This is a genomic window from Bradyrhizobium sp., assembly GCF_016462955.1.
GTDB lineage: Bacteria > Pseudomonadota > Alphaproteobacteria > Rhizobiales > Xanthobacteraceae > Bradyrhizobium.
Map to the genome: position 1 here is coordinate 8,332 of NZ_JAEMSD010000024.1, position 21,030 is coordinate 29,361.

Genomic DNA, 21,030 nt, shown 5'->3' on the forward strand with positions numbered 1-21,030 from the left:
GACCAGCTTGATCAGGTCGCGCGCGGCCAGCGGCTTGGTCGGGTCCATGGTGTAATGCTTGACCGCACGCAGGAACGGCTTGGCCCACCAGGCCTTGGCGATGCCGGTGTCGACTGCAAAGCTCGCGTCGATCGGCAGCACAGCGTGCAGCAGCGGGCCGTCGACCAGGCTGACGTGGTTGGGCGCGATCAGCATGCGCGTGCCGGGAGGCGGCAGGTTTTCGAGCCCCCGCACTTCGGTACGGAAAAGGGCGCGGAACAGAAGCCCGCCGGCATCGCGCACGCCTTCCTTCCCCCACTTGGTCAGCACGAACCAGACCGCGCCGAAGCTGGCAATCCCGAGTCCGAAGAAGATCCAGCCGATATGAAGGCCGGCCGCCTGCAGCAGCGCGACGAACAGCGAGCCGACCACCATGAAGGCGGCCTGCAGCACGTTGCCGGCGGCGATGATGCGGGCGCGTTCGGACGGTTGCGACCAGGCCTGGACCGCGGCAAAGGACGGCACGACGAACAGGCCGCCGCCGAATGCGAAGGCGACGAAGTCGGCCAGCATGCGCAGGCCGGCGAACGAGGTCGCAAAGCTCAGCGCGGTGATGTCCTGCCCCTTGGCGGTGACGCCGATGGCCCAGGCGAGATCGATGCCGGCAAAGCCCATGATGATGGCGCCGATCGGCACCAACGCGAGGTTGGGGCGGACATGGCTGAGGCTTGCGGCAAACAGCGAGCCGATCGCAATACCGATCGCGAAGATGGCAAGGCACAACGTCACCACGCCCTCGGTGCCGCCGACCACCTCCTTGATCAGCGCCGGCAGCAGCGACAACACGATGGCGCCCACCAGCCAGAACCAGGAGACGATCACGGTGCCGTCCCACAGCCGGCGGTCGGCGTAGAGCGTCCTGAGCAGGCCGAGCGTCGAGGTCCAGGGATTGGCATCGACGCGCAGGTCGGGCGCGGAGGGCGTCGTCTGCGGAATGCGAGCGGCGAACGCCCAGGACAACAGCGCCAGCGCGACCACGGCCGAGGCGACCCAGCCCATATGCGTCGAGCCGGCCACGAACTGGCCGCCGGCGACCGTGCCGAGCAGGATCGCCATGAAGGTGGCACCTTCGACCAGCGCGTTGCCGGTCGCGAGCTCGCCGAGTTCGAGCTGGTCCGGCAGCATGGCGTATTTCACCGGGCCGAACAGGGCGGCGATGGTGCCGAACAGCGCGAGCGCGGCGAACAGCAGCGGCACCGAATGCAGGAAAAAGCCGGCCGCGGCAAAGCAGGCGGCGAAGATCTCGACGAATTTGAGCCGCCTTGCGACGACGGATTTGACGTATTTGTCGGCGAGCTGGCCGCCGAGGCCGGACAGGATGAAATAGGGGAAGATGAAGACGGCGCCTGCGACCGTCACCAAGGCATCGCCGTGGCTCGTCGCCGCGCTGTAAAGCAGGATGATGACGAGTGCGTTCTTGAGCACATTGTCATTGAGCGCCGAGAAGAATTGCGCCCAGAACAGCGGCGCGAAACGGCGTGACGACATCAATTCCCTGATCATGACTAGTCCTGTTTTGGAAAGGCAGCCTGAGATTGTTACTTTGGCGGTAAAAAGCGTCACGACCGGAAGGGCAGGGGACGAGCAATGACAGGGCGGCGGTCGCCGGCCTGCTTTGTCCCCTCGATCCCTCTGATCCTGTTGGTCTCCAAGCGTTGTCGTTAGGTTCGCAAATATCTGGCCGCGGCCTGCTCCGGCGAGAGGCCGCGCCTGACCAGATATTGCGCCGGCGATGAGGAAAGGCTGAACCGTATCGCCGAGGTCTGGCGGGATCGGCCGCCGACATCGGGAGATGGTGAGTCCTTCCTTGCCACCGGATTTTGCATTCGAGCCGAGCAACTGCCAGCTGTGGGAATCAGGTGAGATGGGAGAGGTGGCGAAAGGGCGAGAAGCGGCCGAGCAGGCTGTATCGGCGGCCCTCCTGCCGGGCGCGCGAACGGCTCGCCCGCCACATCCGGAAGGTCGCCCGGCGTTCCGCGAGCACGCCGGCGACGTCGCAGGCATTTGCTATGCGATTGATCGGCGCCATCGCGAACCGCAGCACGGTCCGGCCGAAGCCGGTCACGAGAGCGGCGGCGTCATCGACGAAGGTGGCGGCGATATCAACAGCGAGGGTTTGCATTTTGCAGATCTCCTGGTTAATTTGAACAATGTTCACATGAGTAGCTCGAAAATGAACAATGTTCAAGAAGAATCGCCACGCGATCAGAAAAAATTCCGGCGCCGGCTCCAGATCATCGAGATTGCCCGCGGCGTCATCTCAGCTAAGGGACTGAGATCGTTGAAGGTTCGTGACGTCGCGGAGGCTGCCGGCTGCTCGGTCGGCAGCGTCTATAACGAGTTCGGGGACTTCGATGGCGTCATCCTGACCGTCAATCGGGAGACGGTTCAGGCGCTCACGGCGCGGCTGCGGGGCGTTCCGGCTGAGAATCCGGTCCGCCAGCTCTATGGCCTTGCCGCGACCTATCTCGATTTCTTTGCCGAGCACGCCAATCTGCTGCGCTCCCTGTTCGAGCATCGGATGGAGGACGACCGCCCCTATCCGGACGACATTCTTCAGATGGTCATGGATGCCTTCGCGCTGATGCATCCGCCCCTGGTGCGGCTGTTGCCGGATGCGGATGACGTGAAGATCGCGCTGCTCTCGCGCACGCTGTTTTCCGCGGTGCACGGCATCATCTCGCTCGGCCTCGAGGAGCGTATGGTGGCGGTGCCGCCGCAGATGCTGCGCCAGCAGATCGAGCAGTTCGTCGAGACCCATCTCGTCGGTCTCGGAATTCTGCCGCTGGGCGGGCGGCTTGCTTGATCGGGGCGGCCGAGCCATTACATCCGGCGCGCCGCCCGCCCGCTGACCTGGGTGGACTGAAGGTACAGTCGCGTATGGACTGAGGCGGCCGTGGCGCGTCTCGAGGCGATCAAGGCCGATGTGCTGGCGCGGCTGGGCAACGGTGACCTCAGTCTTGGCGACGTTGCCCAGCGCAACCGCGCCAGTGCGCGCTACGTGCAGATCCTGTTCGAGCGAACCGGCACCACGTTTTCAGAGTTCGTGCTGGAGCAGCGATTGCTCCGCGCCGCAAGGCTGCTCCGAGATCCCTTGCATCGCTCGCGCAAGGTGAGCGACATCGCGCATGTCGTAGGCTTCAACGACGTGTCCTACTTTCATCGCACGTTTCGGCGCCGGTTCGGCATGACCCCGAGCGACATGCGCCATCAGGCGCCGGCCGCTGAGGGGCCGTTGGCGGCATCCAAGAACTGAGGTCCGTCCAATTCTCTTCTCCGAAGGCCATCAGGCCCGCGCTGCGAGAGCTTCGCGAGGCTGCGGCGTAACGGCGACGACGCTTGGTCTCCCGCTCTCGACCTGAACGCGGTTGCGTCCTTTTTCCTTGGCCCGGTAGCAGGCGGCATCCGCGCACCGCATCGCATCCTCGAGCGTGGTGTTGCGGTCGGCGATGCAGGCGACGCCGATGCTGGCGGTCGCGACAAAGCAGCGGTCGTCCCAGGCGAAACTGAACTGCTCGAGCGATCTGCGCAAGCGCTCGGCGATGTCGGCGGCATCGAAAGCCGAGCATCGCGGCAGGATTAGGCCGAATTCGTCGCCGCCGAGCCGGGCCACCAGATCATCCGCATGTCGGCCCTGTTGCAGGAGGCGCGAGACCTCTCGGAGCAGGCGATCGCCGGCAAGGTGGCCGCAGCTGTCGTTGACGCCCTTGAACTGGTCGAGGTCGAGCAGGATCAGGCCAAGCGCACCCGCTGCGGGATTCTCCAGCTCGCTTTGCAAGCGCGCCTCGAAGGCGCGACGGTTGGAGAGGCCGGTCAACCAATCGTGCGAAGCCTGCCACGCCAGGCGCTCCTTCTCGGCATGCAAGGCCGTCTCGAACGCCTGGCGTTGCAAGACCAGCCGCCGCGTATGCCAGATCAGAAGCAGGATCAGCGTTGCCGCGCTGGCGACGTTGATGCAGGTCAGCATAACCTTGATCGCCCTCGAGCCTTCACCCAGGACGGTGGAAAAACGTTTGGCATGTACCGTGAACTGGGTGTTGAGCTCTGAGAGCCGAGACGACAGAAATTGCACGCGATCGTCTTGAATGGGACCGTTCGCCAGCTCCGACCGGATGAGCTCGCCGAATACGCTGAGCTCGAGCAAGATGGGATCGGTGGCTCTCCACTCCTGGATCGCTTCCTGCAGGAAGCTGACGCGGTTGAAGTAGCGGTACAGCCAGATCAGTCCCGACACATCCTCCGGATGGTTGCCGCCTTGCAGGAAGCCGATGCGGGCGGACTCGATGTCGACCGGATCGCGCTCGAGCGCCCAGCGCGCGAACTCGTCCCCGATGGGAACGGCGAGAGAGGCCTGGTACTGCGCGAACTGGCCCGGGTCACCCGAATGCAGGTAGAGATTGAGGAAATAGACGGCATTCTTCTGCGAGCGTGACCATAATGCCTCGCCTGCGACATAGGCTCGGACCGAGGACATCACCTCGAGACTGAACCCCGCGATCGCCGCCTGGAGCAGGACGACCATCACGAAAGGCGACACGAGCTTGATGACGTGAAGGAAGCTGTGTCCCTTCATCGACGTTGATGTTCTGCCAAACACCCTGGCGTTCCCCAAATCGCGCAATGCCCCCGACGGAGCGCTGCATCTGCAACCTGAACTAGAGGCGACGGTTGCTTAACTCGACCTGAAAATCGCGAATGACTGCGCCGTAAGGTGAAAGCAATGTAAGGTGGATGTGCGCAGATCGTTTCAAATGCCGATCAACCGATACCGGAGCGGTATCGGCGATGAGCGCTACACGCGCGCCATCGTGGTGATGCGCGTGTTGTCAGACCAGCACCGGCTTGCGCACGCGCCCGGCGTCGCCGAACACGCGCAGGTAACGCTCGATCTCCGAGGGCAGGCCGGTCGCCTTCTCCGGATTGTCCGATAGCTTGACGGCCGGCTGGCCGTCGACCGACGACACCTTGCAGACCAGCGAGATCGGATCGAGATTGAACGAGCCGTCCGGCGTGCAGCCGACGAAGTCGTTGGTGAGGTTGGTGCCCCAACCGAAGGAGAGCCGCACCCGCCCGGCGAAGTGGTGATAGGTCTCCTCGATCGAACCGACGTCCATCGCGTCGGAGAAGACCAGCAGCTTGTCCGCGGGATTGCGGCCCTTCTTCTGCCACCACGCGATGATCTCCTCGCCGGCCTGGATCGGCGGCGCGCTGTCGGGGCGGAAGCCAGTCCAGTCGGCGACCCATTCCGGCGCATCGCGCAGGAATGCCTTGGTGCCGAAGGCGTCCGGCAGCGCGATCAGGAGATTGCCGCCATAAGTCTGGCGCCACTGGTCGAGAATGCGATAGGGCGCCCAGCGCAATTCCTCGTCGTCCCTGGCGAGCGCGGCCGCGACCATCGGCAGCTCGTGCGCGTTGGTGCCGATGGCTTCGAGATCGTTGTCCATCGCAAGCAGCACGTTGGAGGTGCCGATGAAGGATGAGCCGAGGCCTTCCTTCACCGCCTCGACGCACCAGCGCTGCCAGAGGAAGCCATGACGGCGGCGGGTGCCGAAGTCGGACAGCCGCAAATTCTCCAGCTTGCGCAGCCGCTCCACCTTGGTCCAAAGCTTGGCCTTGGCGCGGGCATAGAGCACGTCGAGCTCGAAGCGGCCGCGGCCCTTCATCGCCGCACGCGAACGCAGCTCGTTGAGGATTGCGAGCGCCGGAATCTCCCACATCGTGGTGTGGGTCCACGGGCCATGGAAATGCAGCTCGTATTGGCCGTCGACCTTGTGCAGCTCGTACTCAGGCAAGCGGAATTCCGCCAGCCAGCGGATGAAATCCGCCGAGAACATGTGGGTCTTGCCGTAGAAGGTGTTACCGGCCAGCCAGATCAGCTCTTTCTTGCTGAAGCGGATGGTACGGGCGTGGTCGAGCTGGGCACGCAGCTCGCTTTCGTCGATGATCTCGGCGAGACGCACATGGCGCGAGCGGTTGATGACCGAGAAGGTCACCTGCTGATTCGGGTAATCCTCCCGAATCATCTGCAACATCAATAGCTTGTAGAAGTCGGTATCAAGCAGGCTGCGGATGATGGGATCCAGCCGCCAGCTGTGATTGTAGGTCCGGCTCGCAATGTCGGTCACTGTCATGGCGGGATTTTAGCGCGGCTCTCCCTGCGCAACCAGTGGGTTTGGGAAGGTCAGTCTTGCGGAAGACGGCACTTGGTATCAGGATTTGGCGGCCGTCGCCGCAACGGCCTCGAGCTGGGCCCTGACCCAGCGATGGGCCGGGTCCTTCTGGTAGCGTTGGTGCCAGACCATGAACATCGGCAATTCGGCCAGCGTCCGCGTGCGCGACGCCAGCGGGATCGGGGTCTGGGCAAAGCCCCGCATCACGCCGGGTGCGAGCAGGCTTGGCATGCTCGCCAGCATCTGCGAGCCCCGCAGAAAGGACGGCACGCCCGAGAAGCTCGGCACGGAGATCGCGATGTCGCGGTGAAGCCCGTTCGCGGCCAGCCGCCGGTCGAAGTCGAGCCGCTCGTTGTCGGTATAGACCACGGTGATGTGGCGCGCCGCGAGGTAGGCGTTGCGGCTCGCCGGCGCGGCCCGTGCCTTGGCGTCGTAGTAGCAGACGTAATGATCTCGCAGCAGCCGCTTTTGCACGATGTCGACGCCGGACGGCGGCAGCGGCGTGATCAGGAGGTCGCAGCGGTTCTCGCGCAACATCGCGGGCGAAGGCGATTGCGAGGGAATCACGCGCAGGTTCAGGCTCTTCACTTGCGCGGCAACGTGGTCGAAGAACCGCGGCAGCAGCAGGTCGCGCTGGAAGTCGTTGGCGGCGACCGTCAGCGAGAGCTGCGCGCGCGGCGGCTCGAACGTGACGCCGCCGGCGAAGCTGCGCATCTCGTCGATCAGCGCGCGTGCCTTGGTCGCCAGCGCCTGGGCGTGCGCCGTCGCGACGATGCCGCGACCGGATTTCGCGAACAGCGGATCGCCTGCGATCCGCCGCAGCTTGTTCAAGCCGTGGCTGACGGCAGACTGGGTGAGGCCGAGCCGCGTCGCTGCCGCCGTCACCGAGCCTTCTTCCAGCACCGCCAGGAACAGCTCGAGGGCGTGGCCGTCGAGGGTCAAATGATCGATTTCCTTCATGCAATTCATTATAATTCATCTATTTATCTTGAGAATAGGGCGGCTCATGATCTCTCGATAAGCCGCGTCCGGGTCCGGGCGCCCCAGGGAGAGACAACGCCGATGAACGTCCAGGCGCCAGCCTTGCAGGATTCCCGCCTCAACCGCCCCGAGCCTTTCAGGCCGAGCGACGGCGGCTTCTTCCAGCGCGATCGTTCGATCCATCCGCCGGCGCATGCGCCGGGGTACAAGTCCTCGGTGCTGCGCTCGCCACGCCAGTCGCTGCTGTCGCTGGAGACCTCCATCTCTGAGATGTCAGGGCCCGTGTTCGGGCACAACGATCTCGGCCCGCTCGACAATGATCTGATCCGCAACTACGCCAAGGACGGTGATCCCATCGGCGAGCGCATCATCGTGCACGGACGCGTGGTCGACGAAACCGGTCGGGGCGTCCCGAATACGCTGGTCGAGTTCTGGCAGGCCAATGCCGGCGGCCGCTACCGGCACAAGAAGGACACTTATCTGGCGCCGATCGATCCGAATTTCGGCGGCTGCGGCCGCGCGCTGACCGACGACACCGGCTACTACTATTTCCGCACGGTGAAGCCGGGACCGTATCCCTGGCGCAACTACGTCAACAGCTGGCGCCCCGCGCACATCCACTTCTCGGTGTTCGGGTCGGGCTTTGCGCAGCGGCTGATCACGCAGATGTATTTCGAGGGCGATCCGCTGATCCCGGTGTGCCCGATCCTGACGACGATCCCGGACAAGGATGCGCTCGACCGACTCGTGGCGCCGCTCGACCTCAACGCCTCGACGCCGTTCGATTCGCTGGCCTACCGCTTCGACATCGTGCTGCGCGGCCAGCGCTCCACCTAATTCGAAAATCGCACCGCGGGGAACTGAGCCCATGCCGCAGCCGCTCGACTACCTCAAGGAGACAGCTTCGCAAACCGCGGGGCCCTACGTCCATATCGGCCTGATCCCGGCCATGGCCGGCTTCGACATTTTCGAAAAGAATTTCTCCAACGTGCTGGTGACGCCGAACACCAAGGGCGAGCGCATCACGCTGGAGGGCAGGGTGCTAGACGGCACCGGCACGCCGCTGCGCGACGTGCTGCTGGAGATCTGGCAGGCCAATGCGGCCGGCCGATACAACCATCCGGCGGACCGTTCGGCGGGCGCACTTGAAGAGGACTTTCGCGGCTGGGGCCGCGCCGGCTCCGACTTCGACAGCGGCCTCGTCACCTTCGAGACCATCAAGCCGGGCGCGATCACCGATAAAGCGGGGCGGAAGTGCGCGCCGCATGTCAATGTCTGGATCGTCGCGCGCGGCATCAACATCGGCCTCAACACGCGACTTTACTTCTCGGACGAGGAGGCCGCCAACGCCGCCGACCCCGTGCTCAACCTGATCGAGCAGCCAGTGCGCCGCAAGACGTTGATCGCAACCCGCTGCGAGCGTGCCGGCAAGGTCGTGTATTCCTTCACGGTCAATCTGCAGGGGCCGGACGAGACGGTGTTCTTCGACGTCTAAGCCATGCGATCGGCCTCACCGAAAGATGAGGCCGATCCAAGCTAGAAGGCCGTCGGTCCGACGGCCCCGATCCAGTGTTTGACCTTGGTGGGATCCTCTTCGTCCATGTAGAAGAAATGGACCATCGTCGGCTGCACGGGCGCGACGTTGGGATCGTCGAAGCGCATTGATACCTCGCCGCGAAAGATCTTGAGCAGGGGGCTGTCCCAGTACTCGATCACATCATGGAGCGCGGTGACGCCGCGATCGATGAACTGCCGAAGATTGCTACGGATCGTCTCACGGCCGTGCCAGTCCGCGGCGCCGAGATTGCAGATCGCATCCTCGGCGAAGCAGTCGAAACCCTTGCCGAAGGTCTTGTCGTCGATTTCTCTCCACATCGCGAGCAGCCATTCCGGCGGCGCCGTCTTGGTGAAGGTCTTCGTGCTCATCGTTGTCTCTCTCGAATGCGGGGGGCTTCCGGAAATCACTCTCGAGTGGGGACGATCCCAAGTCGCGACGCGACGCGCCTGGCCGTCGCCTCGCGCTGTGCGGTGATGTCGGCCACCGCGCGCCTTGCCTGATCGAGGATGGCGCCGGGCGCGCGCTCCGGCGTGCCGCTGTCGAACGGCGGCTCGGGCGCATATTGCATGTAGAGCTGGATCGCGCGCGCGGCATCGTCGCCGCGCAGCTCGGCAGCGAGCCGTAGTGCGCCGTCAATTCCGGCGGTGACGCCGGCGGCGAAGATCCAGGTCCCATCCACCACGACGCGCTCGTTGACCGGAATGGCGCCGAGCAACGGCAGCAGGTGGAATGAGGCCCAATGGGTCGTTGCCCGCCGTCCCCTGAGCAATCCGGCCGCGCCGAGCAGCAGGGCGCCGGTGCAGACCGAGAATACGCTGCGCGCACCCGCTGCCTGTTGCGTGATCCAGGCCAGGATCTCCTCGTTCTCCATCAAGGCTTCCTGACCGAAGCCGCCGGGCACATGCAGCACGTCGAGCTTCGGTGCTGCTGCCAGCGTTGCATCTGGAGTCAATTGCAGGCCCTTGACGTCGCGGACAGGGTCGGTCGTCTTGGCGTAGACGCGATAGGTCGCATTCGGGATACGCGAGAGCACTTCGAAGGGGCCCGTCAGATCGATCTGGTCGAGGCCATCGAACAGCAGGGATCCGATTTGCAGGTGCGTCTCTGGTAGGATCATGGGTCGTCCTCAATTCGCAGCTGGACAGGGGCAACCTAACGGGTCAGGCTGTGGCCAAGATGCCAAAGTCCCCTCGTTTCCCGCCAAACTCGCGATCACATGCCGTGCGCCCAGCCGCGGCCCAGGCCGCCCGTGTTATCGAAGTGCTGGCCTATCCGGCGGTGCAGTTGCTGGATGTGACAGGGCCGCTCCAGGTGTTCGCGACCGCCAACGAGCAGATCGTGCAGGCCGGCGGAACCGCACCTTACGTCCTGCGTGTCGTGGCAAAGGATCGCGCGCGCGTGGCGGCCTCGTCGGGGCTGGAAGTCGTAACCGACGCATTGCCGCGCAGCACTGCCGCGCTGGATACGCTGGTGGTCGCGGGCGGTCCCGGCGTCGACCTCGCTGCTGCCGATCCGGCGCTGCTCGCTTGGCTGCGCCGGCGCGTGAGGAAGGCGCGCCGTGTGGCGTCAGTCTGCACCGGAGCATTCCTGCTCGGCGCATCGGGTGCGCTCGACGGGCGGCGCGCGGTCACGCACTGGTCGTACTGCGCCGAGCTCGCGCGGCGGTTTCCCGCCGTACGCGTCGAATCCGATCCGATCTTCGTGCGCGACGGCGCAATGTGGACGTCCGCAGGCGTGACGGCTGGCATCGACTTGGCGCTGGCGCTGGTAGAGGAGGATCTGGGCCGCACGACGGCGCTGGCGGTGGCACGCTATCTCGTCGTCTTCCTCAAGCGGCCGGGAGGGCAGGCGCAGTTCAGCGAGACACTGTCCTTGCAGTCGGCCGAGGACGAGTTCGGCGCCCTGCACGATTGGATCATCGAGCATCTTTCCAGCGATCTTTCGCTTTCCAGACTGGCCAATCAGGCCGGCATGAGCGAGCGCAGTTTCAGCCGGCACTATGCCAGAGCGACCGGACAGACCCCGTTGCGCGCAATCGAACGGCTGAGGGTGGAGGCCGCCCGACGGATGCTGTCGGAGACGCGCCTGCCGATGAAGCGGATATCCCAGCGCTGCGGTTTTGGATCGGAGGAGACGATGCGCCGCAGCTTCCTGCGCGTGCTGTCGACGGCGCCGCAGGACTATCGCCGCCGGTTCGGCGTCTGAAGCCGATTGGTCGAGGGGTCTATTCGCCGCCATGGAGCCGCGCACGAAACGCGCGCGGCGATACGCCCGTGGCCGCGGCGTAGACCCGGCTGAAATAGGCGGGATCGTCGAAGCCGAGCGCATAGGCAATCGTCGAGACCGGCAGGTTGGTGTAGACGAGGTTGCGCCGCGCCTCGCGGACCAGGCGGTTGAGGATCAGATGCGAGGCCGTGTCGCCGGTCGCAGCGCGCGTCACCCGGTTGAGGTGAGTGGGCGTGATCGACATGGCTCTGGCATAGTCGGCGACGCTCCAGCGCTCCAGATGATGCTGCTCCAGCAGGGCTTCGAAACGGCGAAACAGTCCGGTCTGCGCCGTGCCGCTGCCGCCGCTTTCGCTCGCGAGGGCGCGGGCCACCAGCCCCATCATGGCCGATGACAGGGCGCGCAGCACATGGGCCCGGCCAAAGTCGCGCGCGGCATGCTCGGCGAAGATCTGCTTCATCATCGCGCGAATCTGCGGCGTGCCGCGTACCACCGCCGATTGCGACAGGGCGCCCCGCAATCCCTCGGCGGCGAGCAGCGCTTCGTCGAGGATTTCCGCAGCGATCGTCAGGACCCAGCCTTGCGTATTCGGCTCGAAGCCGAAGCCATGGACATGGCCGACGGGCACGTTGACGATCTGCATCGGCCTCAAAGATACCACGCGACCGTCGAGTGTTGCTTCGCCGCCGCCGCGCTCGATCAGCAGCACCTGGTGCAGCCGGGCATGGCGGTGCACGGCCAGCGTCCAATCGTGCAGCACCGAGCGGGCCGCAATGGTCTCGCAATGCACGACGTCGGGCAGGTCGCCGGATTCCCCGAACAGATTGTAGACCCGGATTGCCGGGGCGGGGGCTGCGTTTCTCATGTTCGAATAGTACAAGACAATGGCGAAACCCTCCATCGGTTTGCGGCGCGACTTCTGCAAAAAAGTGCCGACGGGAGGACGCAAAAATGAAAGTTCAGGTCTGTATCATCGGCGGTGGCCCGTCCGGGCTGCTGCTATCCCAGCTCCTGCACCTCAAGGGCATCGACACGATCGTGCTGGAGAAATACAGCCGCGATCACGTCCTCGCCCGCATCCGTGCCGGCGTGCTCGAGCACGGCTTTGCCGAACTGATGCGCGAGGCGCAGTGCGGCGAGCGGATGGACCGCGAGGGCGAGATCCATCGGGGGTTCGAGATCTCCCATGACGGCGTGCTCTCGAAAATTGACCTGCACAAGCATTCCGGGGGCAATTCGGTGCTGGTCTACGGCCAGACCGAGCTGACGCGCGACCTCTACGAGGCGCGCGACCGGCTCGGCGGCAAGGTCGTGCATGATGCGCAGGATGTGACGCCGCACGATCTGACGTCGGACCGTCCTTACGTCACCTATCGCTCGAACGACGAGACGGTCCGCGTCGATTGCGACTACATCGTCGGCGCTGATGGTTTCCACGGCGTCAGCCGCAGGTCGATCCCGAAGGACGTGCTGCGCGAATATGAGAAGGTCTATCCGTTCGGCTGGCTCGGGGTGCTATCGCGCACCAAGCCGGTATCGCCCGAGCTGATCTATGTGAAGCACGCGCGCGGCTTTGCGCTCTGTTCGCTGCGCTCGCAGGTGCTCAGCCGCTACTACATCCAGGTGCCCTTGACCGACAAGGTGGAGGACTGGAGCGATGACGCGTTCTGGGCCGAGCTGAAGCGCCGCCTGCCGGAGGAGGTTGCCGGCCGCATGATCACGGGTCCGTCGATCGAGAAGAGCATCGCCCCGTTGCGCAGTTTCGTCGCCGAGCCGATGAGCTATGGCCGCCTGTTCCTCGCCGGCGATGCCGCGCATATCGTGCCGCCGACTGGCGCGCGCGGGCTGAACAGCGCCGCGTCCGACATCTATTATCTCTATCACGCTCTGCTCGCGCATTATCAGCGCAGCGATGATTCAGGCCTTGCAGGCTATTCCGCCAAGGCGCTCGCCCGGATCTGGAAGGCGCAGCGCTTCTCCTGGTGGATGACGATGATGCTGCACCGCTTCCCCGACCGGATCGACTACGAGGACCGGCTGCAGCAGACGGAGCTGGACTATCTGCTCTCGTCCGAGACCGCGCAGCGCCTGCTCGCGGAGAATTATGTGGGGCTGCCGTTCTAGGGAATGATCTCGCCAACGTGAGTGCTGCCGTCCCTTTTCCCACAAGGGGAGAGGGATGAAGGCGCGCGTGGCTGATACGCTACTTTCCTTCCAGCGTATTGACCGGTGTCCAGTCCGGCGGCGGCGGAGTCTCAGTCAGCGCTTTCGCACGCTTGGCAAACCGAGCTGACGCAGGATCGGTCTTCGCGATGCCGTCGAACGCATCAGCCGCCTTCGCAAACTTCTTCGCCCGCCAGCACGCCAATCCCTCCGCATATGCTGCCGCCACCTTCGCTTGCTCTGCGGTCTCCGCACCCGCTTCCGCCAGCGGTTCGAAAACCCTGATCGGCTCGCCGCGGCCCTGCACACGGATCGCGTCGAGCTCGCGCCAGGCGAAAGTGTCGCCGGTCTGCGCCATCGTGGTCTCGGACGCCATGATCGCGGTGCCGTAATATTTGTTGGCGCCCTCGAGCCGCGAGGCGACGTTCACGGTGTCGCTCATGACGGTGTAGTTGAAGCGGCGGCGCGAGCCGATGTTGCCGACCACGGCTTCGCCGCTGTTGAGCCCGATGCGGTGCGACAGGCCGTGGCCGGCGAAAGCGGGATGGCCGGCATTGAGCTCCGCCAGCGTTTCGTGGCACTTCAGCGCGGCGCGAACCGCATTGGTCGCGTGGGCGGGATCGTCGGCCGGCGCGCCGAACATGGCGACGATGGAATCGCCGATATATTTGTCGACATAGCCGCCGTGGCTTTGGATGATGTCGGTCATGGCGGACAGATATTCGTTCATCAGCGTCACCAGCTCGACCGGCGTCATGGTTTCCGCAATCGAGGAGAAGCCGCTGAGGTCAGAGAAGAGCATGGTGACGTTGCGCATCTCGCCGCCGAGCGCCGGCATCTTGCCGGAGGCGATCATGGTCTCGATGACCTCGGGCGCGAGATAGTAGGCAAAGCTCCTGCGCAGGAAGCGCTCGTCGCGATCGGCCAGCACGAAGCGGTAGCCGATCATCGTCGCGAGCGCGGCAAGGCTCGCGAGCACAGGCTCGGTCAGAGGCAGCGCCAGTGCGTGGACGAACGCGCCGACCGCGACCGCGGCGTAAGCGGCGGTGAGGCCTAGCCAGGCAGCCAGCGCAGTGCCCGGCGCCAGCATGCAGGCCGCGCACGCGACAACGAGTGCGAACACGACCGTGAGAAGGGTCCGCGCGGGAAAGCCGAGCTCGGTCACGGCATCGCGCTCGATCAGGTTTCGGACCGCAGCGGCGTGCACGAACACACCGGCGACGTCGCTGCGCGCCTTTTGCGCGGTGCTGGCGGGCGCGGGCAGGGCACATTGTGCCCCCGGCGTCCCGTCATGGCCGCCGGACAGGCGCATCGAGGTGAGCTTGCGGTCCTCGAAGTTGAGGATGGTGCCGAGCAGCACGACCTTGCCCTCGAAGGCGCGGCGGAAGAAGTCGCGGTCGCCTTTTTCGACGCAGGCACGCAGATCGGCAAAGGAGAAGGTCGGAACGTCGCGGCCGAGGCCGCGGAAGTTGAGCGTCAGCGTATTCGGCACGGCGCTCGGGATTGCGTAGCCCGACAGCTCGGCCGCGCCGGATGGCGCAATCTCCACCTTCGCGCCGAGCGCGCGCGCGGCGAGCTCGACCGCCATCGTGGGCACCGTCTGGCCATCGATGGAGAAGCTGAGCGGCATCCGCCGGATGACATCGTCCGCGTCGGTGTGGACATTGAGCGCACGGACGTTGTTGCGCACCGCCAACCGCTGCGCACGGTAGGGCGATTCTGGATGGTCGTTGCTCAGGATCTCGCCGAGCACCAGCTTGCCGTTGTCCGAGATCTGCCGCAGCGCGATCAGATAGTCCCGGTCGAATCCCCGCATGCGGGCACCGAGCGGAGCGTCGCCAAAGGGAATCTCGGACTGCTCCATCGAATTCTTGAAGATGACGTCGAAGCCGATCACCTTGGCGCCGCCCTCGCTGATGCTGGCGAGCACCCGGCCGATCTCGCGAGTCCAGGTCTGCGTCGGCGATCCCTTGAAGGGCGGCGTGTCGTAGGTCTCTCCATCGATCGCCACGACGACGACCGGCGATGTCGCGGGATCGCGGCGCTCGCCGGCCAGCTTGCCGCGCAGCGCCGTGAGGAGGTCGAGGGAGAGACCCTGCAGCGTCTGCAGCGGTGGCGAGGTGAAGATCGCGCCCGCAAGCAGCGCGATCAGGATCGCCACAATGATGTCCCGTCCCCCGATCCGCCGCATCGCACCGTCGCTGAGCGTCTATTCGAGACGCAGCAGGCGGCCGATGATCGGGGTCGGCGAGGAGGTGGCGCTGGCGTCGATCTGGAAGGTGTAGCGCTTGGCCCCGAGAATGGCGAGGTAGCTCCCGCCCGGCGTCAGGGTCTTCCCGGCCTTGCCAAAATCATAGAACTTGCCGCCGACCATGGCGTCGCCCTTCAGCGGTACGCTGATCGTGGGCTCCTTGCCGTCGGTCCGCTCGATCACCAGCGTGCCGCCGGCTTTGGCCTGCACCAGTGGCGAGACGCCGTAGAGCGTCGGCAGCTTGGCCGGCGCGGCCTTGGCGTCCGACCGCACGGTGCGGAAGGTCGTTGCGGCACTCTGGTTCGCTTCGCGCTCGGACAGCTTGGTCGCATTGGTATCGCAGGGCACCCTCTCCCGCTTGACCTCGCCCAGCTGCACGGTGCTCTGCTCGGCGCCGATCAGGACCACTCCCTCGCTGATGGTCTCGCGCTGGCAGGATTTCAGGTAGCTGAGCGTGATGCTGGCCTTGGGGCCGAGCTTGATGATCTTGCCCGGCGCCACATAGTCCATGAACGCGATGCCGTCGACCTTGCCCTGGACGTCCTCGACGATAGCTGCAGGCGTCTCAGCCAAAGCCGGGGTCGCAAGGCAGAACGCGCCGACACAGGCGCCGATCAGGCTTTTCATGGGAATTCTCATCCAATTCGACGATGCTCTGGTGCCCCGTCCTGGTTCGATGCCTAGCAGCAGGACGCCGGGGCAAGTGTGACCAGAATCACTCTTGGTTCTTGGTGCCAGTTTAGCAGGAACAGGTTCAAACCGGCGACCGAGAAAAAGGCCGCTGCGGCAAGATGTTGGCGGGGGTCGTCTCAGGCGGTCGGGACCGCGGCCGAATGATCCTCGCCTGAAAGGCTCTCGGCCGCATTCTCCATAGATGGAGCGAGGGGGGCCTCACTGCTTTGACCAGGAATCGTCCGCTGACCGCCGGCGATCGCGACCACCTCGTCCCAGCGCGACAGAAAGGCCCCGACACAGGCCGGGTCGAACTGCCGTCCCGCGTTCTCGGCGAGGTAGCTGCGAGCCGCCTCGAGCGGCATCGGCTCCTTGTACGGCCGCCGCGTCGTCAATGCGTCAACGACGTCGGCCACCGCGACCACGCGTGCGGCGACCGGGATTTCATCCGCCTTGAGGCCGTTCGGATAGCCCGCGCCGTCCCAGCGCTCGTGATGGCCTGCGGCGATCTGCGCGCCGAGCCGGATCAGCTCGCAGCTGGAATCGGCCAGGATCCGCTCGCCGATCGTCGCATGCGTCCGGATTACCGCCATCTCTTCGTCGCTGAGCTTACCCGGCTTGAGCAGGATGTGGTCGGGAATGGCGACCTTGCCAACGTCGTGCAGGGGCGCAGCCAGATAGATGTCGCGGCACAGCCGGGAGGGCAAGCCGAGCTGCTCGGCGATGACGCGGCTGTACCTGGCTACCCGCAACGTGTGCTCCCCGGTGTCGTTGTCGCGGTACTCGACCGCGAGCGCCAGCCGCAGGATGATCTCCTCCTCGCGCTCGCCGAGCTTTCGTGTGGCCGCTGCGACGTCGCTGGCCAGATGCGCGGCGCGGTCGTTGAGCTTGCGCACAGCTGCACCAAGCTGAACCAAATTCCGAAGACGCACCGTCATCTCGAGGCTTTGTCGCTGCTTGGGCAGGAAATCGGTTGCACCAGCCTGCAGCGCTTCCATCTTGAGGTCATCGGTTTGATGCGACGTGATCATCGCGATCGGGATGTCGGCGCAGCCGGGAAGCTCGCGGAAGCTGCGGATGAAGCTGATGCCGTCCATATGCGGCATCTCGTAGTCGACCAGCACCAGATCGAAGACGCGCTCCTGCGCGCAAGCCAGCGCCTCCACGGGATCGAGCAAGGCGGTGACCTCGACCAGACCGTCGGCCTCGATATGACGTTTCAGGAAGTTGAGGACGGAGCGGCTGTCGTCAACCAGGAGTGCTTGGGTCAGCATCTGTCGGCCGGGCTCTGTTCGCTGGCGAAGGCAAGAACCCCAGCCATAACCCAGGCGCGTTTAACGCGAAGCAAATGCCGTTGCAGAGAGGTGAGAGACGCCGGGAATATGCGTGCCTCGCACGAGATTTCAGCAGTCCGCCCACCTTGCATGCAACGACGCGAACCCTCTGAAAGTGTGACCCGTAGTTGTACGGATGCTCGCGTTAGGAGTTTGCTCACTCGACTCAAACAAAACGTGTAGCGGGATTCTTAGCAAAGGCGGGGCAGCGATGGCGCTCAATCCGACGGAGCCTAAATGGTCGTTGCGGTTACCCGCGGACTGCAGCATCGCAGCCATTCGCAACGTCTATGAGCTCATTCGCGAGGCTTTCGGCCGGCAGGAGCGACTCGAGATCGATTGCTCGAGCGTCGACAAGGCCGACGTGACCTCGATCCAGCTTCTGCTGTCGACCGCCAAGACGGGCGAGGCCCAAGGCCGTCCGGTGGTCCTGACCTCCTTCTCGCAGTCTCTGCGCAATACGCTTCGCCGCGCGGGCTTCGCCAGCGATGCGATGCTCGATCAGCATCTCCCGCAAAAGAAAGATGGCACCTGATGGCCACGATTCTCACGGTCGACGACTCCCCCAGCATTCGGCAAATGATCAAGGTCGTGCTCGAGCCGGCCGGTCACAACGTGATCGAGGCGGGCGACGGCGCCCAGGGGCTCGCCAAGGCGCAAGCTGCCAAGCTCGATCTCGTCATCACCGACCTCAACATGCCCGTCATGAACGGGCTGGAGCTGATCCGCGCATTGCGCAAGCTGCCGAGCGCCGTCGGCATGCCCATCGTGTTCCTGACCACCGAATCCAACGAGACGGTGAAGCAGGAAGCCAAGAGCGCCGGCGCCACCGGCTGGATCACCAAGCCCTTCAAGCCCGAGCAGTTGCTCTCCGTGGTCGCCAAGCTGGTGCGCGCATGAGTGCAATGGATCCGACCGAGATCTTCCGCCAGGAAGCCAGCGAGCTGTTCGAGGTTCTGGAAGGGGCCCTGCTCGACCTCGGTCAGCGTCCCGACGACCGCGAACTGGTCGATTCCGCCTTCCGCGCCCTGCATACGATCAAGGGATCGGGCGCCATGTTCGGCTTCGACAAGGTCGCCTCCTTCACACACGAGTTCGAGACCGCCTTCGACCGCGTCCGCAAGGGCGAGATCAAGCCGACGCAGGAGCTGATCTCGGTCGCGCTGGCCGCCAAGGACTACATCCGCGCGCTGATCGAGGATCCGCAGTCGACCGACGACATCATCGGCGAAGCCATCCTCGACGACCTCAAGCGCTTCGTTTCGTTCGACCAGCCTGCCGCACCCGCCGTTCAGATCGCCGAGGCGCCGCCGTTGGTCCCCGGCGACAGCAAGCAGGCCGGCTGGCACCTGTACCTTGAATTCGAATCGCACGTTCTGCGCAACGGCTCGAATCCGCTCGATCTGCTGGAAGATCTTTGCAAGCTCGGGCCCTGCTTCGTGGTCCCGGTCACGGACGGCATCCCGTTCCTCGACGAGATGGAGCCGGAAGACTGCTATCTGAAGTGGGACGTCAAGCTGCACGCGGCCTGTGACAAGGACGCGATCGACGACGTCTTCATGTTCGTCCAGGACGAGATGAAGCTGACGCTCGCGCCGCTGGAGCAGGTCGAAGCGCCCGCGCCGGGACCCTTGTTCCGGCTTCTCGACGAAGAACCCGCGCCAACGGCCGAGACGGTCGTGGCGGTGGCCGAGGCGGCTCCAGCACCCGTTGCCGAGCAGCCCGCTGCAAAAGCAGAGCCGAAGACGGAAACTGCTAAGGCCGAAGCGGCGACCGAGCCGAAAGCCGAGATCAAGCGCGAAGCGGCGCCGGCCAAGCGCGACGACGTCAAGCAGGAGCGCGGCATCGCCACCGTCCGCGTCCAGGCCGAACGTCTCGACGAGCTGATGGACCGTGTCGGCGAACTCGTCATCGCCCAGGCGCGGCTGACCCAGCTCGCTTCGTCCGGCTCCGACCTCTCGATCAAGATGATCGCCGAGGAGATCGAGCGCCTTGCCTCTTCCCTGCGCGACACCACGATGGGCGCGCGCATGGTGCCGATCGGCTCCCTGTTCGGCCGCTTCCGCCGCCTCGTGCACGACCTGTCGCGCGATCTGTCCAAGCCGGTCGAATTCGTCACCACGGGCGAGGATACCGAGCTCGACAAGACCATGATCGAGTGCCTGGCCGATCCGCTGGTGCACCTGATTCGCAATGCCATCGACCACGGCATCGAAGACAACGCCACGCGCGCTGCCAATGGCAAGACCGAGCAGGGCCGCATCGAGCTCGCCGCCGTGCATTCCGGCGCGCAGGTGCTGGTCACCGTGAAGGACAATGGCGGCGGTCTCAACACCGCGCGCATCCGCGCGAAGGCGGAAGAGCAGGGCCTGATCGCGGCCGGCGCCGTGCTGACCGACCACGAAATCCACCAGTTCCTGTTCCATCCGGGCTTCTCGACCGCCCAGACCATCTCGGCGCTGTCGGGCCGCGGCGTCGGCATGGACGTGGTCAAGCGCACCATCGAGAACATGCGCGGCTCGATCGATTTGTCGACCAGGCCGGGCCAGGGCACCACCGTGACGCTGCGCCTGCCGCTGACCCTCGCGATCATCGAGGGTCTGCTGATCCGGGTCGGAGAAGGCCGCTACATCATTCCGCTGCCGGCGGTCGAGGAGTGTGTTGAGCTGACGGCCGAGGACGAACGCTCGCGCGGCCGCAACTTCCTCAATGTGCGCGGCAATCTCGTGCCCTTCCTGCGCTTGCGCGACATTCTCTCGGTCGACGGTTCGCCCGACCAGCACCAGAAGACCATCATCATCTCGACCGGCGAGACGCAGGTCGGCCTCGTCGCCGACCAGATCATCGGCAACCACCAGACGGTGATCAAGTCGCTGTCGAAGTTGCATTCGGACGTGACCATCTTCTCCGGCGCGACCATTCTCGGCGATGGCACGGCAGCCCTGATCCTGGACGTCGCCCAGCTCGTCGCTTTGGCGCAGTCGAAGGTCGAGAAGCACATCAGCGAGGCGGCGTGATGAACCAGCAGCAGGCGGACGCAATGCAGGTCGTGATGATCGGCCTCGGTGACGAGAAGTTCGCGCTCGACGCCGGGCTGGTGCGGGAGATCATCGATCCCGTGCCGGTGACGAAGGTCGCGGGCGCGCGCGATTTCGTGCCCAGCGTGATCAACGTGCGCGGCAACGTCATCCCTCTCGCCGATCTGCGCATCCGGTTCGGCATGCCGCAGACCGACAGCTCGGCCGATTCGCGCATCGTCGTCATCGAGATCGAGATCGAGAACGAGCCGGTTCTCGTGGGCGTCACCGCGGACAAGGTTTACGAGGTCACGGAGATCTCCCAGGCCGACGTGCAGCAGACGCCGCGGGTCGGAATGCATTGGAAGCCGGAATACATCCGCTTCATCACCAAGTGGCGTGAAGAGTTTGTCATCGTTCCGAACATGGAACGGATCCTGAATTGAAGCCTGTGGGCGATTCGAGGCAATTGGGGGACTACATGCGGTTTACGGTCAAGGCGAAGTTGGCGAGTTCGTTCGGTTTGATCATCGTGCTCTCGATGATCGCGGGCGGCGTAGCTTATCTCAAGCTCACCGACATGATTAGCGGATCCGAGGCGCTGATCTCGCGTGCAAAT

At 64.8% G+C, this 21,030-nt stretch carries 21 protein-coding genes; 10 read left to right on the forward strand and 11 right to left on the reverse strand.

Annotated elements, in window-relative coordinates:
• Both JHD07_RS04775 and JHD07_RS04780 read right to left on the reverse strand, forming a co-directional pair.
• The coding region (locus JHD07_RS04775) for an MFS transporter (RefSeq protein ID WP_291619509.1) at positions 1 to 1,542 on the reverse strand (1,542 nt) is incomplete at its 3' end.
• A gap of 352 nt (positions 1,543 to 1,894) precedes the next feature.
• Positions 1,895 to 2,161: a hypothetical protein gene (locus JHD07_RS04780; RefSeq protein ID WP_291619549.1), complete on the reverse strand. Its 267-nt coding sequence runs from the start codon at positions 2,159 to 2,161 to the stop codon at positions 1,895 to 1,897.
• 51 nt (positions 2,162 to 2,212) lie between these two features.
• On the opposite strand from JHD07_RS04780, the gene JHD07_RS04785 reads away from it, so the two are divergent.
• Positions 2,213 to 2,845 carry a TetR/AcrR family transcriptional regulator gene (locus tag JHD07_RS04785; protein WP_291619511.1) on the forward strand — a complete coding sequence of 211 codons (633 nt, stop codon included), beginning with the start codon at positions 2,213 to 2,215 and terminating at the stop codon, positions 2,843 to 2,845.
• Between the two features lie 90 nt (positions 2,846 to 2,935).
• Entirely contained in the window at positions 2,936 to 3,295 is a 360-nt protein-coding gene (locus JHD07_RS04790; protein WP_291619513.1) for a helix-turn-helix transcriptional regulator, read from the forward strand.
• Positions 3,296 to 3,325: 30 nt separating this feature from the next.
• On the opposite strand, the gene JHD07_RS04795 is transcribed toward JHD07_RS04790, so the two are convergent.
• From JHD07_RS04795 to JHD07_RS04805, 3 genes are all read right to left on the reverse strand, one after another.
• Positions 3,326 to 4,636 (reverse strand): GGDEF domain-containing protein, encoded by a 1,311-nt coding sequence (locus tag JHD07_RS04795; protein WP_291619515.1) that lies wholly within the window; start codon positions 4,634 to 4,636, stop codon positions 3,326 to 3,328.
• 229 nt (positions 4,637 to 4,865) lie between these two features.
• Positions 4,866 to 6,170, reverse strand: coding sequence for a nicotinate phosphoribosyltransferase (gene pncB / locus JHD07_RS04800; protein ID WP_291619517.1), 1,305 nt, complete (start codon positions 6,168 to 6,170; stop codon positions 4,866 to 4,868).
• Positions 6,171 to 6,248: 78 nt separating this feature from the next.
• On the reverse strand, positions 6,249 to 7,178 hold the full coding sequence (locus JHD07_RS04805) for a LysR family transcriptional regulator (RefSeq protein ID WP_291619519.1): 930 nt from the start codon (positions 7,176 to 7,178) through the stop codon (positions 6,249 to 6,251).
• 93 nt (positions 7,179 to 7,271) lie between these two features.
• On the opposite strand from JHD07_RS04805, the gene pcaH reads away from it, so the two are divergent.
• Together pcaH and pcaG are read left to right on the forward strand one after the other, a co-directional pair.
• On the forward strand, positions 7,272 to 8,027 hold the full coding sequence (gene pcaH, locus JHD07_RS04810) for a protocatechuate 3,4-dioxygenase subunit beta (RefSeq protein ID WP_291619521.1): 756 nt from the start codon (positions 7,272 to 7,274) through the stop codon (positions 8,025 to 8,027).
• Positions 8,028 to 8,058: 31 nt separating this feature from the next.
• Positions 8,059 to 8,685, forward strand: a complete 627-nt coding sequence (gene pcaG / locus JHD07_RS04815) for a protocatechuate 3,4-dioxygenase subunit alpha (protein WP_291619523.1) — start codon at positions 8,059 to 8,061, stop codon at positions 8,683 to 8,685.
• A gap of 41 nt (positions 8,686 to 8,726) precedes the next feature.
• Here the strand turns inward: pcaG and JHD07_RS04820 are convergent, their stop codons facing one another.
• Positions 8,727 to 9,116 (reverse strand): nuclear transport factor 2 family protein, encoded by a 390-nt coding sequence (locus JHD07_RS04820; RefSeq protein WP_291619524.1) that lies wholly within the window; start codon positions 9,114 to 9,116, stop codon positions 8,727 to 8,729.
• Between the two features lie 35 nt (positions 9,117 to 9,151).
• On the reverse strand, positions 9,152 to 9,865 hold the full coding sequence (locus tag JHD07_RS04825) for a DJ-1/PfpI family protein (protein ID WP_291619526.1): 714 nt from the start codon (positions 9,863 to 9,865) through the stop codon (positions 9,152 to 9,154).
• A gap of 59 nt (positions 9,866 to 9,924) precedes the next feature.
• Here JHD07_RS04825 and JHD07_RS04830 point away from each other — a divergent pair, with 59 nt between their 5' ends.
• Positions 9,925 to 10,953, forward strand: coding sequence for a DJ-1/PfpI family protein (locus JHD07_RS04830; protein WP_291619528.1), 1,029 nt, complete (start codon positions 9,925 to 9,927; stop codon positions 10,951 to 10,953).
• Between the two features lie 19 nt (positions 10,954 to 10,972).
• Here JHD07_RS04830 and JHD07_RS04835 read toward each other — a convergent pair whose 3' ends face one another.
• A complete protein-coding gene (locus JHD07_RS04835) occupies positions 10,973 to 11,875 on the reverse strand; it encodes a helix-turn-helix domain-containing protein (RefSeq protein ID WP_291619530.1) in 903 nt (300 codons plus the stop codon).
• Between the two features lie 50 nt (positions 11,876 to 11,925).
• Here JHD07_RS04835 and pobA point away from each other — a divergent pair, with 50 nt between their 5' ends.
• Positions 11,926 to 13,098 (forward strand): 4-hydroxybenzoate 3-monooxygenase, encoded by a 1,173-nt coding sequence (gene pobA, locus JHD07_RS04840; protein WP_291619532.1) that lies wholly within the window; start codon positions 11,926 to 11,928, stop codon positions 13,096 to 13,098.
• A gap of 79 nt (positions 13,099 to 13,177) precedes the next feature.
• Here the strand turns inward: pobA and JHD07_RS04845 are convergent, their stop codons facing one another.
• From JHD07_RS04845 to JHD07_RS04855, 3 genes are all read right to left on the reverse strand, one after another.
• On the reverse strand, positions 13,178 to 15,328 hold the full coding sequence (locus JHD07_RS04845) for an adenylate/guanylate cyclase domain-containing protein (RefSeq protein WP_291619534.1): 2,151 nt from the start codon (positions 15,326 to 15,328) through the stop codon (positions 13,178 to 13,180).
• 18 nt (positions 15,329 to 15,346) lie between these two features.
• The gene (locus JHD07_RS04850; protein WP_291619536.1) at positions 15,347 to 16,015 is read right to left on the reverse strand and encodes a hypothetical protein; all 669 of its coding nucleotides are present in this window, start codon (positions 16,013 to 16,015) and stop codon (positions 15,347 to 15,349) included.
• A 182-nt stretch (positions 16,016 to 16,197) separates the two neighbouring features.
• Positions 16,198 to 17,334, reverse strand: a complete 1,137-nt coding sequence (locus tag JHD07_RS04855) for an HD domain-containing phosphohydrolase (RefSeq protein ID WP_291619539.1) — start codon at positions 17,332 to 17,334, stop codon at positions 16,198 to 16,200.
• Positions 17,335 to 17,605: 271 nt separating this feature from the next.
• Between JHD07_RS04855 and JHD07_RS04860 the strand changes: the two genes are divergently transcribed.
• Genes JHD07_RS04860 through JHD07_RS04875 form a run of 4 tightly spaced genes read left to right on the forward strand, consistent with a single transcriptional unit; the run spans position 17,606 to position 20,857 of the window.
• On the forward strand, positions 17,606 to 17,929 hold the full coding sequence (locus JHD07_RS04860; protein ID WP_291619541.1) for an STAS domain-containing protein: 324 nt from the start codon (positions 17,606 to 17,608) through the stop codon (positions 17,927 to 17,929).
• A complete protein-coding gene (locus JHD07_RS04865) occupies positions 17,929 to 18,294 on the forward strand; it encodes a response regulator (protein ID WP_291619543.1) in 366 nt (121 codons plus the stop codon). The genes JHD07_RS04860 and JHD07_RS04865 overlap by 1 nt, the downstream gene beginning before the upstream one ends.
• Entirely contained in the window at positions 18,291 to 20,411 is a 2,121-nt protein-coding gene (locus tag JHD07_RS04870) for a chemotaxis protein CheA (protein WP_291619544.1), read from the forward strand. The genes JHD07_RS04865 and JHD07_RS04870 overlap by 4 nt, the downstream gene beginning before the upstream one ends.
• Entirely contained in the window at positions 20,411 to 20,857 is a 447-nt protein-coding gene (locus JHD07_RS04875; protein ID WP_061023362.1) for a chemotaxis protein CheW, read from the forward strand. The genes JHD07_RS04870 and JHD07_RS04875 overlap by 1 nt, the downstream gene beginning before the upstream one ends.
• Positions 20,858 to 21,030 lie beyond the last annotated feature (173 nt).

Excerpts from the sequence above, each read along its gene's own strand:
- JHD07_RS04780 (WP_291619549.1), bottom strand. The coding sequence starts at position 2,161 with ATGCAAACCCTCGCTGTTGATATCGCCGCCACCTTCGTCGATGACGCC.
- JHD07_RS04785 (WP_291619511.1), top strand. The coding sequence starts at position 2,213 with ATGAACAATGTTCAAGAAGAATCGCCACGCGATCAGAAAAAATTCCGG.
- pncB (WP_291619517.1), bottom strand. The coding sequence starts at position 6,170 with ATGACAGTGACCGACATTGCGAGCCGGACCTACAATCACAGCTGGCGG.
- JHD07_RS04805 (WP_291619519.1), bottom strand. The coding sequence starts at position 7,178 with ATGAATTGCATGAAGGAAATCGATCATTTGACCCTCGACGGCCACGCC.
- pcaH (WP_291619521.1), top strand. The coding sequence starts at position 7,272 with ATGAACGTCCAGGCGCCAGCCTTGCAGGATTCCCGCCTCAACCGCCCC.
- pcaG (WP_291619523.1), top strand. The coding sequence starts at position 8,059 with ATGCCGCAGCCGCTCGACTACCTCAAGGAGACAGCTTCGCAAACCGCG.
- JHD07_RS04820 (WP_291619524.1), bottom strand. The coding sequence starts at position 9,116 with ATGAGCACGAAGACCTTCACCAAGACGGCGCCGCCGGAATGGCTGCTC.
- JHD07_RS04825 (WP_291619526.1), bottom strand. The coding sequence starts at position 9,865 with ATGATCCTACCAGAGACGCACCTGCAAATCGGATCCCTGCTGTTCGAT.
- JHD07_RS04830 (WP_291619528.1), top strand. The coding sequence starts at position 9,925 with ATGCCAAAGTCCCCTCGTTTCCCGCCAAACTCGCGATCACATGCCGTG.
- JHD07_RS04835 (WP_291619530.1), bottom strand. The coding sequence starts at position 11,875 with ATGGAGGGTTTCGCCATTGTCTTGTACTATTCGAACATGAGAAACGCA.
- pobA (WP_291619532.1), top strand. The coding sequence starts at position 11,926 with ATGAAAGTTCAGGTCTGTATCATCGGCGGTGGCCCGTCCGGGCTGCTG.
- JHD07_RS04845 (WP_291619534.1), bottom strand. The coding sequence starts at position 15,328 with ATGCGGCGGATCGGGGGACGGGACATCATTGTGGCGATCCTGATCGCG.
- JHD07_RS04850 (WP_291619536.1), bottom strand. The coding sequence starts at position 16,015 with ATGAAAAGCCTGATCGGCGCCTGTGTCGGCGCGTTCTGCCTTGCGACC.
- JHD07_RS04855 (WP_291619539.1), bottom strand. The coding sequence starts at position 17,334 with ATGCTGACCCAAGCACTCCTGGTTGACGACAGCCGCTCCGTCCTCAAC.
- JHD07_RS04860 (WP_291619541.1), top strand. The coding sequence starts at position 17,606 with ATGGCGCTCAATCCGACGGAGCCTAAATGGTCGTTGCGGTTACCCGCG.
- JHD07_RS04865 (WP_291619543.1), top strand. The coding sequence starts at position 17,929 with ATGGCCACGATTCTCACGGTCGACGACTCCCCCAGCATTCGGCAAATG.
- JHD07_RS04870 (WP_291619544.1), top strand. The coding sequence starts at position 18,291 with ATGAGTGCAATGGATCCGACCGAGATCTTCCGCCAGGAAGCCAGCGAG.
- JHD07_RS04875 (WP_061023362.1), top strand. The coding sequence starts at position 20,411 with ATGAACCAGCAGCAGGCGGACGCAATGCAGGTCGTGATGATCGGCCTC.